Annotated in this window: 9 protein-coding genes; 5 read left to right on the forward strand and 4 right to left on the reverse strand. The window is 76.2% G+C overall.

Annotation, left to right across the window (positions count from 1 at the left end):
* Positions 1 to 44: 44 nt before the first annotated feature.
* From WDV06_RS31960 to WDV06_RS31975, 4 genes are read left to right on the forward strand one after another with little or no spacing between them, the layout of a single operon-like run.
* Positions 45 to 761, forward strand: coding sequence for a DUF6895 family protein (locus WDV06_RS31960; protein WP_395513304.1), 717 nt, complete (start codon positions 45 to 47; stop codon positions 759 to 761).
* Positions 758 to 2,026 (forward strand): radical SAM protein, encoded by a 1,269-nt coding sequence (locus tag WDV06_RS31965; protein WP_395513305.1) that lies wholly within the window; start codon positions 758 to 760, stop codon positions 2,024 to 2,026. Before WDV06_RS31960 ends, WDV06_RS31965 begins: the two co-directional genes overlap by 4 nt.
* 2 nt (positions 2,027 to 2,028) lie before the next feature.
* Complete coding sequence (locus tag WDV06_RS31970; RefSeq protein WP_395513306.1) at positions 2,029 to 2,958, forward strand: DUF6895 family protein; 930 nt, start codon at positions 2,029 to 2,031, stop codon at positions 2,956 to 2,958.
* Entirely contained in the window at positions 2,955 to 4,361 is a 1,407-nt protein-coding gene (locus tag WDV06_RS31975) for an MFS transporter (protein WP_395513307.1), read from the forward strand. The genes WDV06_RS31970 and WDV06_RS31975 overlap by 4 nt, the downstream gene beginning before the upstream one ends.
* A 62-nt stretch (positions 4,362 to 4,423) precedes the next feature.
* On the opposite strand, the gene WDV06_RS31980 is transcribed toward WDV06_RS31975, so the two are convergent.
* From WDV06_RS31980 to WDV06_RS31995, 4 genes are all read right to left on the reverse strand, one after another.
* Complete coding sequence (locus tag WDV06_RS31980) at positions 4,424 to 6,241, reverse strand: AfsR/SARP family transcriptional regulator (RefSeq protein ID WP_395513308.1); 1,818 nt, start codon at positions 6,239 to 6,241, stop codon at positions 4,424 to 4,426.
* Between the two features lie 201 nt (positions 6,242 to 6,442).
* Positions 6,443 to 9,382 (reverse strand): helix-turn-helix transcriptional regulator, encoded by a 2,940-nt coding sequence (locus tag WDV06_RS31985; protein ID WP_395513309.1) that lies wholly within the window; start codon positions 9,380 to 9,382, stop codon positions 6,443 to 6,445.
* Positions 9,383 to 9,464: 82 nt separating this feature from the next.
* A complete protein-coding gene (locus tag WDV06_RS31990; RefSeq protein ID WP_395513310.1) occupies positions 9,465 to 9,671 on the reverse strand; it encodes a hypothetical protein in 207 nt (68 codons plus the stop codon).
* A gap of 103 nt (positions 9,672 to 9,774) precedes the next feature.
* Positions 9,775 to 12,777, reverse strand: a complete 3,003-nt coding sequence (locus tag WDV06_RS31995; protein WP_395513311.1) for a type 2 lanthipeptide synthetase LanM family protein — start codon at positions 12,775 to 12,777, stop codon at positions 9,775 to 9,777.
* Positions 12,778 to 13,029: 252 nt separating this feature from the next.
* On the opposite strand from WDV06_RS31995, the gene lanKC reads away from it, so the two are divergent.
* The gene (gene lanKC / locus WDV06_RS32000; protein ID WP_395513312.1) at positions 13,030 to 15,627 is read left to right on the forward strand and encodes a class III lanthionine synthetase LanKC; all 2,598 of its coding nucleotides are present in this window, start codon (positions 13,030 to 13,032) and stop codon (positions 15,625 to 15,627) included.
* Positions 15,628 to 16,027: the final 400 nt, after the last annotated feature.

The raw sequence follows: 16,027 nt of genomic DNA on the forward strand, positions 1-16,027 counted from the left end.
TGGCAGTGGTGATCGTTGTTGTTTTAGAGTTGTGTCAGGGGCAAGTGTTCCGGTGGCTGGTGGGGCTGTTTTGTATACAGGCTTTTTTTTTTTTTTGGTGGGGGGGGGGGGGGGCGCCGGCCGGCCCCACCACCGACGCGCCCCGTACCCTGCTGGCCCGGCTGGCGGCCGAGGACTACCTGACGCCTGACCGGAAGCCTCCGTTCCTGCATCTGGAGGCGCGGTACTACGCCGATCTCGCGCGCGCCCCGCACCGGTTCGCCCCGTACGAGGAGCTGTACGAGGCGAGTCCGCTGCCCCTCGCCGCCACGCTGCCCGTGGCCGACCTGGACGCCTGCCAGGTCGCGCACACCCTCTTCTACCTCAGCGACTTCGGCCTGTGCGACCTCTTCCTGCCCGAGGCGGAACGGGCGCGGGCCCTGCGCGTGGTGGAACGCCTGACGGACCACTGCGTGGGGCTGGGCGACTGGGACGTCGTGCCGAAGCTGATGATCGCCCAGTTCTGCCTGGGCGCGGATCCGCTGCGCACCCCTTCCGGGGCGGCCGGCCTGCGGATGCTCGCCTCGGCCCAGGCCCCTGACGGGGCGATCCCCGGCCGCTCCGCCGGCGAGCGGCTCCCGGCGGACGCCACGCCCGTCGAGTACTTCCGCAAGTCCTACAAAGTGACCCTGGTCGTGGCGCTGATGACGCTGATCGTCACCAGCGGCCGGACCAAAGAGCCCGCCCTGACGGCGGCAACCGCCCTACGGGAGACCCTGTGAGCATCGACCAAGCAGTGAGCATCGGCCTCCCCGTGAGGCTCGGACCGGCCACGGGCCCGGCAGCGGCGGAGCCGGACACCCGGAACCCCGCGCCCCTCCCCTCCGGCGCCCGCCTCCTGAAGGGCGAGCGGAACTGGTGGTTCCTGGGTCCGGGCGGGGTCGCCCGCCTCCGCGACCGGCACGTCACCGCCGACGGGGGCCTGCGACCCGAGGCCGAACGGCGGCTGCACGAGACCGGCATGCTCACCCCGGGGCGGATCGGCTCCTACGCGCTGACCGTCCTCACCAGCACCCACTGCAACCTGGGCTGCGGGTACTGCTTCCAGAACACCGCCCAGGACGAGGCGGGCGGGAGCCGGCCGCCCCGGATCGGCCGCACCCGCCTCACCTCGGAGACCATCACCGACATCCTCGCCTTCACCGAGCGGCAGATGGCCGCCGTCGGCCTGGAGAAGCTGAAGATCCTGCTCTTCGGCGGGGAGCCCCTGCTCAACCCGCGCGGCTGCCTGGAACTGCTGGAGCGGGCTGCGGAGATCGCGCCGACCTCGGCCTGGATGATCTCCAATGCCACGCTGCTCACCCCGTCCCTCGCCCGCAAGCTCACCGACCGCGGACTGACCTCCGTCCAGGTCACCTTCGACGGCGACCGCGCCGACCACGACCGGATCCGGATCGGCCGGGCGGACGGCGGCGCCACCTTCGACAAGATCGTCGGCAACATCGCCAAGGCCACCGAGGCCACGCCGCTCCAGTGGATGCTGCGGGTGAACGTCTCCCAGGAGACCTTCCACGGCGTCGACGCCCTGATCGAACGGCTCGCGGCCTCGCTCGACCCCGCCCGGTGCACGCTGTACTTCGCCCGGATCGGCGACGTGGGCGTCGGCTACACCAACAGCCTGCTGCACACCGGTGAACTGCCGGCCGCCTTCACCCGCTGGCAGCGCCGCGCGCTCGACCTCGGCTTCACCGTGGGCCGCCCCGGCGCCCGCCAGACGTGCGTGACCTGTGGTCACACCGACGGACGCTACGGCGCGGTGGTGAGCGCGGACGGCACCCTGGCCAGCTGCTGGGAGACGGCGGGCAAGCCCGACTGGGAGGTCGGCACGGTCACGGACGGCTACAAGCCGGGCGAGGAGACCCGCGACCGCTGGATCGCCTGCCAGGACCTCTACCGCTACGACGAGGACGCGCGGACGCTCGCGAGGTTCCGCGACTCCGTCGACACGGCGCTGCTCGACTACCTGCAAGAGACGGGGCGCCTGTAACCATGTCCGCACCCCTGGAGCGGCTCGCCGCCGGCGCGCTCGGCTGGCTGGGCGCGAACGTGGACCACTTCGACCCGTTCTCCGCGAGCGCCCCGCCGACGGCCCTCGCCAAGGCCAAGGCGGCGCTCGAACTGGCGCTGCTCTGCCACTGCGCGTCCCGCCTGCCCGAGCCCACGCAGGCACTGGACGGCGCGCGGGCCCTGGTGCGGGGGCTCTGGCAGGACCCGGGCCTGCCGCGGCTGCTCGCCGAGGTCCCGGCGTACGCGTCCACCTACGCGCTGATCTACGGCGCGCTGGCCCCCGACGCGATCGACGGGACCCAGGTCCGGGCGACGCTCGCGGCCCTCCACCCCGGCTTCCTCTCGCCGCAGGGGAAGTCCGCCTACCAGCGCGTCGAGATCCGCCACTACGCCGACAAGGCGGGCGTCCGCCACACCGTCGAGCCGTACGCCGAACTCCTCCCGCTCAGCCCGCTGGTCGCCTACCGCGCCGCCGAGCCGGCGGACACGGCCGCGCAGGACGGGGCCCCGCTCACCGAGCCGCAGGCGTACGCCCTGACGCACACCGCCTTCTACCTCGGCGACTTCGGCCGCACCGCCCCGGGGCTGGCCGGACAGGACCTGGAGCACGCCCGGGACCTGGTCGACCGGATGCTGCGCCACTGCGTCGCGCACCACCGGTGGGACCTGGCCGCCGAGCTGGTCCTCACCCAGTACATCCTGGGGAGCGAACCGCTGGAGACGTCGTCGGGGGCCGCGGCCGTGGAGTGCCTGGTGCGGGCCCAGCGGCCCGGCGGGGCGATCCCCGGCCGGTCGGCGGCGCTGGCGGCGCACCCGTCGGCCCCGGCCGGGGAGTCGTTCGCGAAGGCGTACCACACGACCCTGGTCACCGCCCTCATGGCACTCGTCGTCTCCTCGCCGAGGCCGTCATGAGGCCGCGGCTGACGCTGATCAACCGCGACTACACCCGGCTCTGGTTCGGGCAGGCCGTCTCGTCCGTCGGGGACGCCGTCTTCAGCACGACTCTGGTGCTGTGGGTGGCGACCGTGCTGGCGAAGGACGAGTCGTGGGCGCCGGTGGCGGTCAGCGGCATCGTGATGGCCTCGGGCGTCTCCGTCCTGGTCATCGGCCCCCTCGCGGGCGTGTTCGTCGACCGCTGGGACAAGCGGGCCACGATGCTGCGCTCCGAGGTGCTGCGCGGCGCCCTGGTGGCCGTGCTGACCGCCCTCACCCTGCTGCCGGCCGGCACGCTGCCCACCGGTGTGTGGCTGGCCCTGATCTACACGACCGTGCTCGTGCTCAACGCGGCCGGCCAGTTCTTCTCCCCGGCGCGCTTCGCGGTCCTCGCGGACCTGGTGTCCGGGGACGCCGACCGGGCACGGGCGGCCGGCATCGGGCAGGCGACCGGTGAGACGGCCTGGATCATCGGCCCACCCCTCGCCGCGCCGCTGCTGTTCACCGCCGGACTCCAGTGGGCCCTGCTGCTCAACGGCCTCTCGTACGCGGTGTCCTACCTCGCGATCCGCTCCGTCGGCGCGCGCGGGGACGGCCGGGTGCCCGCCGCGGCGGGCGGGGCCCGCGAACCCGCCGCCCGGCCACGGGGCAGCTGGGCGCGGGAGTTCGCGGACGGGGTGCGCTTCTTCGCGGGCAGCAGGTTCCTGGTCGCGCTGCTCCTGCTCACCGTCATCGGGCAGTTCGGGATGGGCGCGCTGGGCACCCTCAACGTCTTCTTCGCCACCGGCAACCTCCACGCGGACGCGCACCTCTACGGATATCTCGGCATGGCGATGGGCGTGGGCGGCATCACGGGAGCGCTGAGCGGAGGCCGGGTGGTGCAGTGGCTCGGCGCGCGCAGGACCACCTGGCTCAGCCTGCTGGTGAGCGGTGTCCTGCTGGTCGCCTACTCCCGGCAGACCGGCTTCCCGGGCGGTGTCGTCCTGCTCTTCGTGTTCACCGTTCCGCTCACCCTGCTGAACACCGCGATGTCGCCGCTGCTGCTCGCGGCGGCGCCCCCGGACTACCGGGGGCGGGTCGTGGCCGTGTTCTACCCGGTGACCAGACTGGCGTCGATCCTCTCCGCCGCCCTGTCCGGCTGGCTCGCCGGATCCGTGCTGCGGGGCACCGAGGTCTCGCTCGGCGGGCTCCGGTTCGGTCCCGTCGACACGGTCATCGCGGCGGCGGGGCTGGTCCTCCTGCTGGCGGGCGGCTGCGCGTGGGCCGCCCTCCCCGGAGCGGAAAGAGCCGGGGAAACGGCCGCGCGGACGCGGACGCGGCCGAAGCGGAGGGCGGGCGCCGAGGTCGTCGCGCACCACGACGACGGCGAGCCCGCCGCCTGACCTCCCGGGCCGGTCCCGGCCGCCCGTGTGGGGGGACGGCCGGGACCGGCCGGGGGCACCGCTCAGCCCGGGGCCAGGACGGGGGTCCCGAGTCCGGAGGCGCGCGCGTAGAGACGTATCAGGTGCGGCAGTTCGTACTGGGCCGCGTGCGCGGTGACCTCGCCGCAGGGCGAGGTCACCATTCCCGCGTCGATGAGCGCCTCCACCACCCGTACGGCGTGCCGTTCGTCGCAGCCGAGGGCCTCGGCCGCCTCGGTCACGCCGAAGGGGCCCTCCCCGGTGCCCGCCGCCAGTCGTCCCGCCTCCCGGCCCCACTCCCGCGGCAGCGCCTCCCAGCCGTTGGCCAGCCACCGCCGCACGGACACGTCCCCGGAGGTCAGTTCGTCCAGCGCCCCCGCCGGGTCGGTCAGCCGGTCCGCGAACTCCCGCAGCGGCAGGTGGCGGAGCACGGCGAGCCGCATCCCGCTCACCCGGACCGCGAGCGGCGAGCCGCCGCAGGCCCGCACGATGCGCAGGGCCGACTCCCGGTCGGCCCGCACCCGGTCCCGGCCGACGAGCCCCGCGAGCAGTTGCAGCGACTCGGCGGTGCCGAGCGGCGGGACGGAGATCCGGTGCACCGGCGCCAGACCGCCGAGCTGACCGCGGGCGGTGAGCAGCAGCCTGCCCCGCCCGCCGTGCGGGAGCAGGGGCCGGACCGCGCTCTCGTCGGGCACGTCGTCCAGGACCACCAGCACGCGGTGCTCCGCCAGCCACTCCCGCCACGCCTCGGGCCCGGACGGCCCGCCGCGGCCGGTCCGTTCGCCGAGTTCCGCGAGCACCGCCGGCAGCGGGCGGGGACGGCCCTCCGCGTCACGCAGGGAGAGGCAGATCCGCCCGTCGGGGAACCGGTCGCCGAGCCGGTGGGCGGCCCGTACGGCGAGGGTGGTCTTCCCGGCCCCGGCGGGGCCCGACACCAGGACGACCCGGCCGGCCACGTCGTCCTCCAGGAGGTCGACGAGGTCGCGCAGTTCCCCGCCGTGTCCGGTGAAGTCGACGAGGTCGGGCGGCAGCACGGCCGGCGGCCGGGCGGCCCGCCGGGGGGCGGCCGCGCCCGCCCGCGACCGGTCGTCGCCCGCGAGGATCCTCCGGTAGCGCGCCGCCATGGCGCCGCCCGGCTCCAGGCCCAGCTCCCGGGCGAGGAGCTGGCGGTAGTCGTCGTAGGCCGCGAGCGCCTCGGCCTGCCGGCCGGCCGCGCTCAGGGCGCCCATCCAGGCGGACCGGAGCCGCTCCCGCAGCGGGTGGCGCTCCACGAGGTCGCGCAGCCCCTCGGCCACCGCCGGCGCGCCGCCGACCTCCAGCTCCGCCTCCGCCCAGCTCTCGTAGGCGGTCAGACGGCGCAGCTCCAGCCGCTCGGCCTCCTCGGCCAGCCGGGGCGACTGCCTCAGGTCGTCGCCCAGCGGCGGTCCCTGCCACAGATCGAGGGCCTGGCGCAGCAGTCGTGCGGCCTCGCGGGGCGCCTGCGTCTCGGCGTCGCGCACCAGGGAGAGGAACCGCAGCAGGTCGAGCTCGTCCTCCGCCACGCGCAGCACGTATCCGCCGCCCGTGTGGGTGAGGCGCGGCCGGTCCGGCCCGTCGTCGGCGAGCAGCGTGCGCAGGGCGCTCACGTACACCTGGAGGTTCTTGCGGGCGGTGCGCGGCGGGTCCTCCTGCCAGACCGCGTCGGTCAGCGCGTCCACGGACACCGGGCTGTTGACGGAGCCGAGCAGGGTCGCCAGCACGACCCGCTGCTTCAACGGGCCGAGGGGCAGCGCCCGGCCGTCGCGGTGGACCGCGAGCGGGCCGAGGACGGAGAACCTGAGCGCGGCGGACGAGGCTGCGGGGTGCGCGAACGGACGCGGCATCGGGCGGACCTCCGTGGGGTGGCGGGAGCGGGTCGGTCCCCTCGATGATCCGCGGCACCGTACGCGTCCCACATCGGTGCCGGGCCCGCACAGTCGTGCCGCCCGTGACCGGGTCATGGGGGGCCGGGCCCCCACAGGAGGGGGCGGGACCCCCACATTGACGGGGGTGCCCCCCATGACCGGCGCGGTCCGGGCCGGCGGCTAGGGGGTGTCCGCGCACTCCGTCGACAGGGCGCACAAGGCGGCGCGGTCCGCGGAGCCGGTCTTGACCATCAGGCTGGCCATGTGCTTCTCCACCGTGCGGGGCGAGATGGACAGGCGCTGGGCGATCTGCTGGTTGCCGGGCCGCTCCGCGAGCAGGACGAACACCTCGTACTCGCGCGGGGTGACGCCCGCGGCGCGCAGGCCCGCGGGGATCCTTTCGCGGCCGCCCCGGCGCTGGCGGACGCTGGCCCCGGCCTGCCTCAGGACGGCCCGGCAGGCCCCGGCCACCGCCGGTACGCCCGCCTCGTGGAAGTACTCCTCGGCGGTCCGCAGCCAGGCGACCGGCTCGCCCCAGGCATCGGCCAGCGCCGCCTCGGCGGTCAGCCGCAGGGCGAGGTGCCAGGCCTGCGGGAACACCGCCGCCGCACGGCCGGCCCGCTCCACGGCGCGCCCCGCGCCGTCCGGGTCTCCGTCCCGGCCGCGCAGCACCGCCTCCGCCATGCCGAGGAACATCCGGTTCCAGGCCAGCTGCCCGCCCGGCGAGGCCAGTGCCTCCCGGTACGCCTGCGGGCCGCCGTCCTCGCCGTCGAGGATCCGCAGCAGGGGGCCGAGCCCGTAGCGGCCGCTGAGGTAGAAGAAGCTCGGGTGCTCCCGCTCCCAGGCCAGCGCCGCGTCGAGCTCGGCCTTCGCCCGGGGGCGGTCCTCCGCCATCAGCGCGCCCACGGCCTGGCACAGGCCGCGCTGGAGGGGCACAAGCATGGACTCCTCGCCGCCCGCCCGGCGGAACCGGAGCAGGGCCCGGTCCTGCTCGCGGGCCCGGCCCTGGTGGGCGGCGAGGGTGGCGTCCACGAGGAGCAGGTAGCGGTGGGTCGACAGGTTCTGCAGGCGGGCGCTGGCCTCCACCGACCGCTCGACGATGCCCCGGGCCCGCTCCCATCGCCCGCCCAGCACGCTCTGCATGGCGAGGAACCCGTCGACGGCCTGGAGCAGCGCCAGCGAACCGAGTTCGTGGGCCGCGGTGCGGGCGGTCTCCAGGCGGGTCGCCTCGCCGGTGCGCATGAACGCGTTGGTTCCCAGCCGTACCAGGGCCTCCGCCCGGTACACCGCGAGCCGGTGCTGCTCGGCGACGGCCAGCATCCGTTCCAGGCAGGCGTCGGCCTCGTCGAAGCCGCGTTCCCGCGACAGCATGGCCAGCAGCTGCCAGGCCTGGCAGGCCACCACGGGCCGGCCGCGCTGCTCCGCGGTGAGCGCGGCGGACCGGGCGGAACGTTCCGCCTCCTCCAGGAGCCCGAGGCCGTCCTCGCCGCCCCGGCCGTCCTGCTCCGGCAGCAGCGCGAGGTGCCCCTCGACGACCGCGAGCGCGGCCTCCTGCTCCGGGCGCGGGGAGGTCCCGAGGAGCGCGCGGGCCGCCCGGATCCGGCGGCGGGCCTCCTCCTGCTGCTCCGCCATGGTCGCCACCCACGCGACCTGGGTGTGCGCCTGGGCCCGTTCCTCCGCGGCACGCGACCCGACGGGGGCCGGCGGGAGGTCGTCGAGCAGGGCGGCCGCCTCGTCGAGCCGCCCGGACTCGGCCTGGGCGATGGCCAGCTGCACGGTGACCTCGTCCCGGTCCTCGTCGGCCGCGAGCCCCCGGGCCCGCTCCAGCAGCACGGCGGCCGAGCCCGACGCCCCGGCGTCCAGCATCTGCCGCCCGACCTGGGCGAACTCCCGGGACGCGGCCACCGTGTCGCCCGCCGCCAGTCTCAGGGTGGCCAGCAACTGACGCTTCTCACCGGTGAGTTCGCAGGCCGACTGCTCGATGGCCGAGGCGGCGCGCCCGGCCAGCGCGGCCTGCTCGGCTGGCGGCAGCGAGGCCCTCAGGGCGTCGGCCGTCAGGGCGTGACGGAAGGTGTAGTGGTCGTGGGCGGCCCCGTCCGGGGCGATGATCCCCACCTCGGAGGCCGACCGCAGGTGGGCGAAGAGCGCCCGGTCGTCGAGTCCGGTCACCGCCCTGAGGGCCCCGACGGAGAACCGGCCGCCGAGCGTCGCCGCGACGAGCAGCAGTTCGCGGACCGGTTCGTCGAGCCGGTCCAGCCGGCGCGCCCAGCTGCGGACCGCGCCCGCCGGCACCGGCGCCCCGCCGTGCTCCGCGAGCCGCCACCCGTCATCGGCCCTGCTCAGCCGTCCCGTGTCCAGCAGGTCGGCCAGGAGCACCTCCACCAGGTACGGGTTCCCGCCGGCCCACTGCGCGAGGTGCCGGTGCGCGGCCGGGGGCACCTCGCCCGGTCCGACGTCCAGGCACGCCGCCGCCATGTCCTGTACGGCGGCCTCGTCCAGCGGCCCCAGTTCCCTCAGCGCGGCGGTGTTGCGCAGCTCGGCGGCGAGCGCGAGGTCCAGCGCCGGGCCGGGGTCGGGACGGAGGGTGCCGACGAGGAGGACCGGGAGCTCCGCCAGGTTGTCCACGAGGTACTCGACGACCGCGATCGTCTCGGTGTCGGAGTCGTGCAGGTCCTCCAGCAGGATGACGCAGCCGCGCTCGCGGCCGAGCACCGCCAGCAGCCTGAGCAGCGCCTCGGCGAGTTCGACCAGCGAGATGACGTACCCGGGCGCCACCGCGTCGGCCCGCCATTCGGGCACCAGCCCGGCCAACGCGGGCCGATAGGGCTGGAGTTCGGGGTCATCCGGCGCGCCCGCCGCCCGGAACCGCGAGGACAGCGCCTCGACCAGGGGCCGGAAGGGCACGACGAGCCCGGTGGACGTGGCGCGGCCGCGCAGCACCGGCATGCCCCGGCCGTACGCGCGGAGGGCGGACTCGCCGGCCAGCCGGGACTTGCCGATCCCCGCCTCGCCGATCAGGAACACCGCCCGTCCGGCACCCGTCCTGACGCTCTCCAGAGCCTGGTCCAGCAGCCGGATCTCGGAGTCCCGCCCCACGGTGACGGACGACGTCGCACGCATGGACGAAGGCTACTTGATCATGTTTGCGCACGGCAAAGGCCGGGGAATCCCCGGCCGTTGCCCGATCCGCCGGCTTCCTCGCTCAGAACCAGTTGTGGGAGCCGGTGGTCCAGGGGGTGTCCATGGTGGCGGCGGCGTCGGAGTCCGCCGACCTGAGCAGCCGGCTGCGCAGCCCCAGCGTCCCGCTCGTTGCGAACACCACCTCGCCCACCGGGTGCTCGTGCGCCCGCACCTCCGCGCCGGCGCCGCCGTCGAGGTACTTCACCGAGTCGTCGATCTGCTTGGTCATCTTCCGTCCTTCGTGTCCGCAGGGGTGGTGGTCGTACTGAGGTGTGCGGTGGTACGGGTGTGTGCAGGGGTGCGGTGTGTCCGGTGTCGGCCGGCCCCCAGGCCTACCGCAGGAGGAGCAGGGACGGCACGTGTTCCGGGAACCCCGCCCGCAGGAGTCCGTGCCCGATGCCCGCCAGCCCGGTCAGCAGGCCGGGATGCGGGACCCCGTCCGGGGCGCCGCTGCGGGCGCCCGTCTCCTCGACCGAGGCGAGGAGCGCTCCGGCCCGGCGGATCCAGTGCGGGCGGGCCTCGGGGACCGCGGCGTGGCCCAGGAGTTCGCACAGGCCGGCCTCGCCGTGGCAGAGGCTGTCGTCGGCCGCGGGCCGGCCCCGGCCCAGCTCTTCCACGGTCCTGCGGGACCAGGCCGCGAGGTGCGGGTCGTCCAGGGCGCCCGGCGCGTCCAGCACCGCGAGCGCGATGCCGGCGCGCCCCCGGCACCAGGCCGAGGCCCGGGCCCCGTCCCCGGCCCCCTCCCCGGGCCCGTCGGCCGGCTCCGCGCCCGCGGCCGCCCGCAGTGCGGACAGGCCCGCGAGCCGGTACCGCCCGCCGTCCTCGGACGCCCCGCCCCCGGCCGCCCCGCCGGCGGACTCCGCGGCGGCCTCGGCGAACCGCAGCAGGGCCCATCCGAGCCCGGCGGCCCCCGTGGTGAAGCCCCGCCCGCCGGCCGTGGGGTCCACGGCGGCCAGCCGGTCCGCGCAGACCCGCGCGTCCCGCCAGACCCGCTGCCCCGCCTCGCCGGCGCCGGCCCCCGCCCGGTGGGCGGCCAGCAGCGCGGCGAGCCCGCCCGCCACGCCCGCGCCCACCCCGAACTCCCCCTCGGAGGCGGCCGCCGCGCCCGCCAGCCGCAGCGTGGCGGCCGCCCACGAGCCGACCTCCGGATCGTCCAGCAGCCGTGCCGTCTCGGCGAGCGCGTACGCGATCCCGCCGAGGCCGGAGAAGGCCCCCGAGCCCACCGCGCGGACGTCCTCGGGCCGGGCGCGCAGCGCGTCCAGCAGCCCGGGCACCGGCGCGAGGGCCGTACGGGCCACCTCCGCGTAGTGTCCGGCCCCGGTGAGCGCCGCCAACTGGGCCAGGAACAGGGCCGATCCGGTGTACCCGCCGGCCAGGTCGGCCGGCATCGGGCCGATCCGCCAGTAGCGGTCGTCCAGCAGCTCCAGGCCGATCCAGTTGCTGCGCCGCCCTTCGCGGTACGCGAGGGAGACCAGCCGGTCCCCGACGGACCGGGCCGCCGACAGCAGCCGGTCCGGCTCCGGGGCGCGCTCCGCCGTGGGGGCGCGCCGGTCCTCGGCGGGCCGGTGCGCGGGTGCCCGGGAGGCCGTCGCCATCGCCGCCCGCACGATCCACTCCTGGTCCTGGCGGTCGACGGTGTCCAGGGCGGCGAGCCTCGCGGCGACCCGGGCGGTTCCCGAGAGGTCGGTACGGCCGGCCAGCGGCCGCTCCGAAAACGCACCCCACAGGCGGTCCCGGCCCGGACGGGCGGTGAACAGCGGTACGTCCCCCGCCCAGAGCTGGGCGATCTCCTCGTCCACCAGGTCGGGTGCGAGGACCTGCCCGAGCACGTCGGTGCGCAGGCTCTCCAGGACCCGCTGCCGCTCGGCCGCGTCCTTCAGCAGACCGGGATGCGTCGACTCGTCGAGCAGCGTGCTGTACACCCAGGTGGGACGGATCAGCACCCGTACCTCGTCCTCGGCGAACGCCTTCAACAGGTCGGTACCGTGCAGCAGTTCCTCCCTGGCCGCGCCGATCGCCGTGTACCCGGCGCGGAATCCGGCGCACAGGGCCTCGATGTGGGCCGCCGGATCGACGGGGTCGCCCCCCGCGAGCCGCGGCCGGTTGGCGGACTCGCGGAACCTCCCGGCCCTGCGCACCAGGCGCATCCGGTCGGTGCCGGCGTCGGCCCAGTCCGCCCGGGCCACGGGCGACACCGCTTCGCGGCCGCCGCCGACCGCGGACACGTCCAGGGCGCTGTCGTCGCCCACCAGCAGCTGGGGCAGCAGCCCGACGCGGTACACCGAGTCGTGGAGGGCGCGGGCGGCGGGGTCCTCCGTGGCGGTGCCCGCCAAGGGCGGGTGGAACAGGGTCTCGACGTCGACCAGCACCGGGTGCGCGCCGGCGGCGATCAGGTTCTCGTGGTGCAGGTCGGTCCCGTCGATCAGGTGCAGCAGGGCCAGCAGCGCGCCCTGGCGGCGGTAGAACGACTCGATGTCGGCGGCACGGGCGCAGGGGCCCGCGACGACGAACTCCACCCACCCGTAGTCGCCCCGGTCGAGCAGTCGCAGGGTACGCAGGTCCACCGAGCCCGGCAGCCGGTTGAACCAGGTGACGAGGTCGTTGAAGTGGCGGTGCACGGAGAGCGGCCGCGGCTTGTACACCAGGCGGGTCCCGTCGGCGAAGCGCAGGAGCATCACGCTCCGCCCGCCCCGGTGCCCGTCGCCGGCGCCCGGTTCGAGGCCCACGAGCAGCCCCGGGCCCCCGGCGGGGCCGGCCAGGAGGCCGGCGGTCAGCCGGGGGTGGTCGTCCGCCAGCCGCTCCAGCGCCTCCGCGACGGCGTCCGCCGCGTCCAGCGCCGCCCGCCCCAGGATCCGCGCGAGTACCGGCCGGCCCGCCAGCAGGGCCGTCAGACCACGCCGGGAGGCGGTACGCCCCAGGAAATCCCGGAACCGGGCCCGCGTGTCGTCCCCGTCGAGCCGCCCGGCGCTCCGCGCCTCGTACAGCTCCAGCACCAGGGTCCGTGCCGCCGCCCGGGCGAGCCGGACGCCGAGGTGACGCTCCAGGTCCTGCCGTACGGCGGTCAGGTCCACCAGCCCGCGCGCCCGCGCGGACAGGGCCCGCTCCAGCCGGTCCCCCGCGCCGGCGGTGAAGGGCCGCAGGACCCACTCGAAGCCGCTCAGCCCCGGATGGTCCCCTTCGGGCGCCACGGCCTCCTCGGGTGCGAGGGCGAACGCCTCCTCGGCGAACGCGGCCCAGTCCGGCCGCCCTTCCTCCCCGCCGCCGACGAGCCCGGCGTCCCACCACCGCTCGACCGCCGGCAGCGGAACCCCTGCCGGCCCCTGCCCAGCCACCATCGCCCCTCCTCGGCCCCGGCCCACCGCTCCGGGCCACGCCCGATCCTGGTACGCGGGGCGCCCCGCCACATGGGGAAGAGTCCCCCATGTTTTCCACCCGGTCTCCACCGGGCCTTGAGCGGGTCGGTGATCGCGCCCGATACCGGTCGCATGCCGGCGGCGAACCGTTTCCATACCCGCCGGTCCTAGCGTCCGCAACGACCGTCGTGGCCGCCCACCACCGCCCCGTTCACCACCCCGTGAGGAGATCCCGTGCTCGAAGGCTTCGCCGAAGCGCTCGCGGACCGGGAGTACTACCTGCCGCTGACCAGCGTGGCCGACCCCGGGCCGCGCTTCTCTCCGGGAGAGGTGCCGGCCGGCCTGCGTGGCACCGCCCAGGGCATCTGGACGGTCTGGGGCGGGCCGCGGGCCGGGCTCGCCGAGGAGGGCTGGAAGATCCACGTCTCGGCACGGCTGGACCGGGCGCAGCACGTGCTCGACACGGTCGCCGGCATCTGCTTCGCCGAGGGCGTGCCGTTCAAGCACCTGAGCGCCCGGCTGTTCTTCCTGTTCCTCCACCACAAGCACGCCGGGCGGGCCCAGTCGGGCAAGTTCTGCGCCGTCTACCCGCCGGACACGGAGACCGCACGCCGGCTGCTGGAACGGCTGCGCGACGCGCTCGACGGGGAGGAGGGGCCGTACGTCCTCACCGACCGGCGCTTCCGCGACTCGCGGACGGTGCACTACCGCTACGGCTCCTTCGGTTCCCGCAGCCGGCTGCGGGCCGACGGCACCCGTGAGGGGCTGGTCCGCGACGGCTCCGGCCGCGAGGTCGTCGATCTGCGCGGGCCCGCGTTCCAGCTGCCGGCGGGCATCACGGACCCCTTCGTCGAGCAGGAGGAGCAGCCGCACGCCGGCCCGATCCTGATCCGCGACTACGAGGTGACCCGCGCGGTGCGCCTGAGCAACGCCGGCGGCACCTACCAGGCGCGGGACCGGCGGACGGGCCGCACCGTCTTCCTCAAGGAGGCCCGCGCCCACAACGGCCTGGTCTTCGACGGGACCGACGCACAGCAGCGGCTGCGGCACGAGTACCGCGTGCTGCGCGCACTGCACGCCGCCGCCCCCGGGGTGGCGCCGGAGCCGCTGGAGCACTTCACCGAGTGGGAGCACGACTTCCTCGTCACCGAGTACGTCGAGGGGCAGCCGCTGGTGGGCTGGCTGAGCCGGTCCACCCCGCTGGCCCGCGCCGACCGCACGCGGGAGTCGGTCGACGCGTACCACGCGGCGTGCCGGCACCTGCTGGCCTCGCTGGACGCCTCGCTGGGGCGGCTGCACGCCGCCGGCCACCGCTTCGGCGACCTCAGCCCGGGCAACGTCATGGTCACCCCCGCGGGCGGGGTCCGGCTGGTCGACTTCGAGACGGCCTCGGCCCTGTCCGACGCCCCCTCCGGGATCGCAACCCCGGGGTTCACGCCGCCGCCCGGCCTGCTGCGGGCCGACGCCGATCCGCTGCTGCGGGACCGGTACGGCCTGGCGGCGCTCGCGCTCTCCTTCCTGGCTCCGTTCAACGAGACCGCCGAGCACGCCCCCGCCAACCTCGGGCTGCTGCGCCGCGACCTGGCGGACGTGGCCCCGCCGGCGGACCTGTGGCAGCGGGCGACCGCCTTCCACCCGGCGCCCGGCCGGGAGCGCGACCAGGACGGTCCCGGCCGCCCGCCCTCCCCCGCCGAGTTGGAGGCCGATCCGCGCGGCTGCCTGGCCCGGCTGGCCGGGGAGGTGGCCGAGGGGCTGTTGGAGACGGCCGACGCGGACCGGCCGGAGTGGGTCTTCCCGCCCTCGCCCGAGGCGTTCCGGACCAACAACGTCTGCCTGGCCTACGGCACGGCCGGGGTGGTGCACGCCCTGGACCGCGCCGGGGTGGCGGTGCCGGAGGAGATCCGGGAACGGCTGCGCCGCGACGCGCTGGCGCTGCGCGACGCCCTGCCGCCCGGCCTGCTCGTCGGCTCGGCCGGCATCGCCGGGGTGCTGGCCCGCCTCGGCCTGCTGGACGAGGCCGTCGACCTGCTGCGGGACGCCGACCGCCATCCGCTCACCGCCTCCTGCGCCACCCTGGCCGGCGGGCGGGCCGGAGTCGGCCTGGGCTGGCTCGGCCTGTACCGGCTGACCGGGGAGAGCGGCCACCTGGAGCGGGCCGCCGCCGCTGGCAGCGGCCTGCTGCGCACTCCCGACCTCCAGGCGGCCCTGGGCGAGCACGACGCCCGCGGCCTGCTCCACGGCCGCTCGGGACTCGCCCTCTTCCTGCACCGTCTGGCCCGCGACACCGGCGAGGCCCGCTGGCGGGAGGCGGGCCGCCTGCTGCTCCACCAGGAGCTGGACCGCACGTTCACGCTGGACGACGGCGCCGTGTCGATCTCCGACGACGCGCGGCTCACCCGTGCCATGCCGTACCTGGCCACGGGCGCGGCCGGAGTCGCGGCGGTGCTCACCCGCTACGTGGCCACCGCGCCGGACGAACGCTGCGCCGCGGCCCTGCCGCGGCTGGTCGCCGGCGTCCGGGTCTCCTGCGCCACGAAGGAGGCGGGCCTGTACCGGGGGCTGGCCGGACTGACCTGGTTCCTGACCGGGCACGCCGAGCTCACCGGCACGGACGCCGCCCGCGAGGACGCCGTGCGCGCCGGGACGGGCCTGCTGAAGTACGCGGTCCCGTACCGCCGCGGCGTCCGCTTCCTCGGAGCGGGGTCGCAGCGGTTCACCGCCGACCTGTCCAGTGGCGGGGCCGGTGTGCTGCTGGCCCTGCACCGCCTGCTGGCCGGCCCCCTCCTGACGGAGCCCCGGCACGCGCGTCCGCACGTCCCGGCGGCCGGCTGACGGCACCGGGCGGACGCCCCACGAACGCCTGGGCACGGCGGCGGACAGCTCCGTGCCGAGGTTCGCAGTGACCGACCGACACCCTCCCGAGAAGAAGACGGAGAACACCCATGAGCCAGATCCTCGCGCTCCAGGCACTGGACACCGAGCCGGAGTCCCTTTCCTTCCCGCCCTGCTTCAGTGTCGCCTGGAGCATCAGCGACATCTTCCCCGAGCCGATGTAACGAGCCCGTACCCGGAAGGGGGGGGGGGGGGGGGGGGGGGGGGGGGGGGCGGGCGGGCGGGGGGGGGGGGGGGGGGGGGGGGGGGGGGGGGGGGGGGGCGGGGTGGGGGGGGGGGGGGGGGGGGGGGGGGGGGGGGGGGGGGGGGGGGGGGGGGGGGGGGGGGGGGGGGGGGGGGG

Origin of the sequence: Streptomyces racemochromogenes (assembly GCF_044129415.1) — a bacterium.
Lineage (GTDB): Bacteria > Actinomycetota > Actinomycetes > Streptomycetales > Streptomycetaceae > Streptomyces > Streptomyces racemochromogenes_A.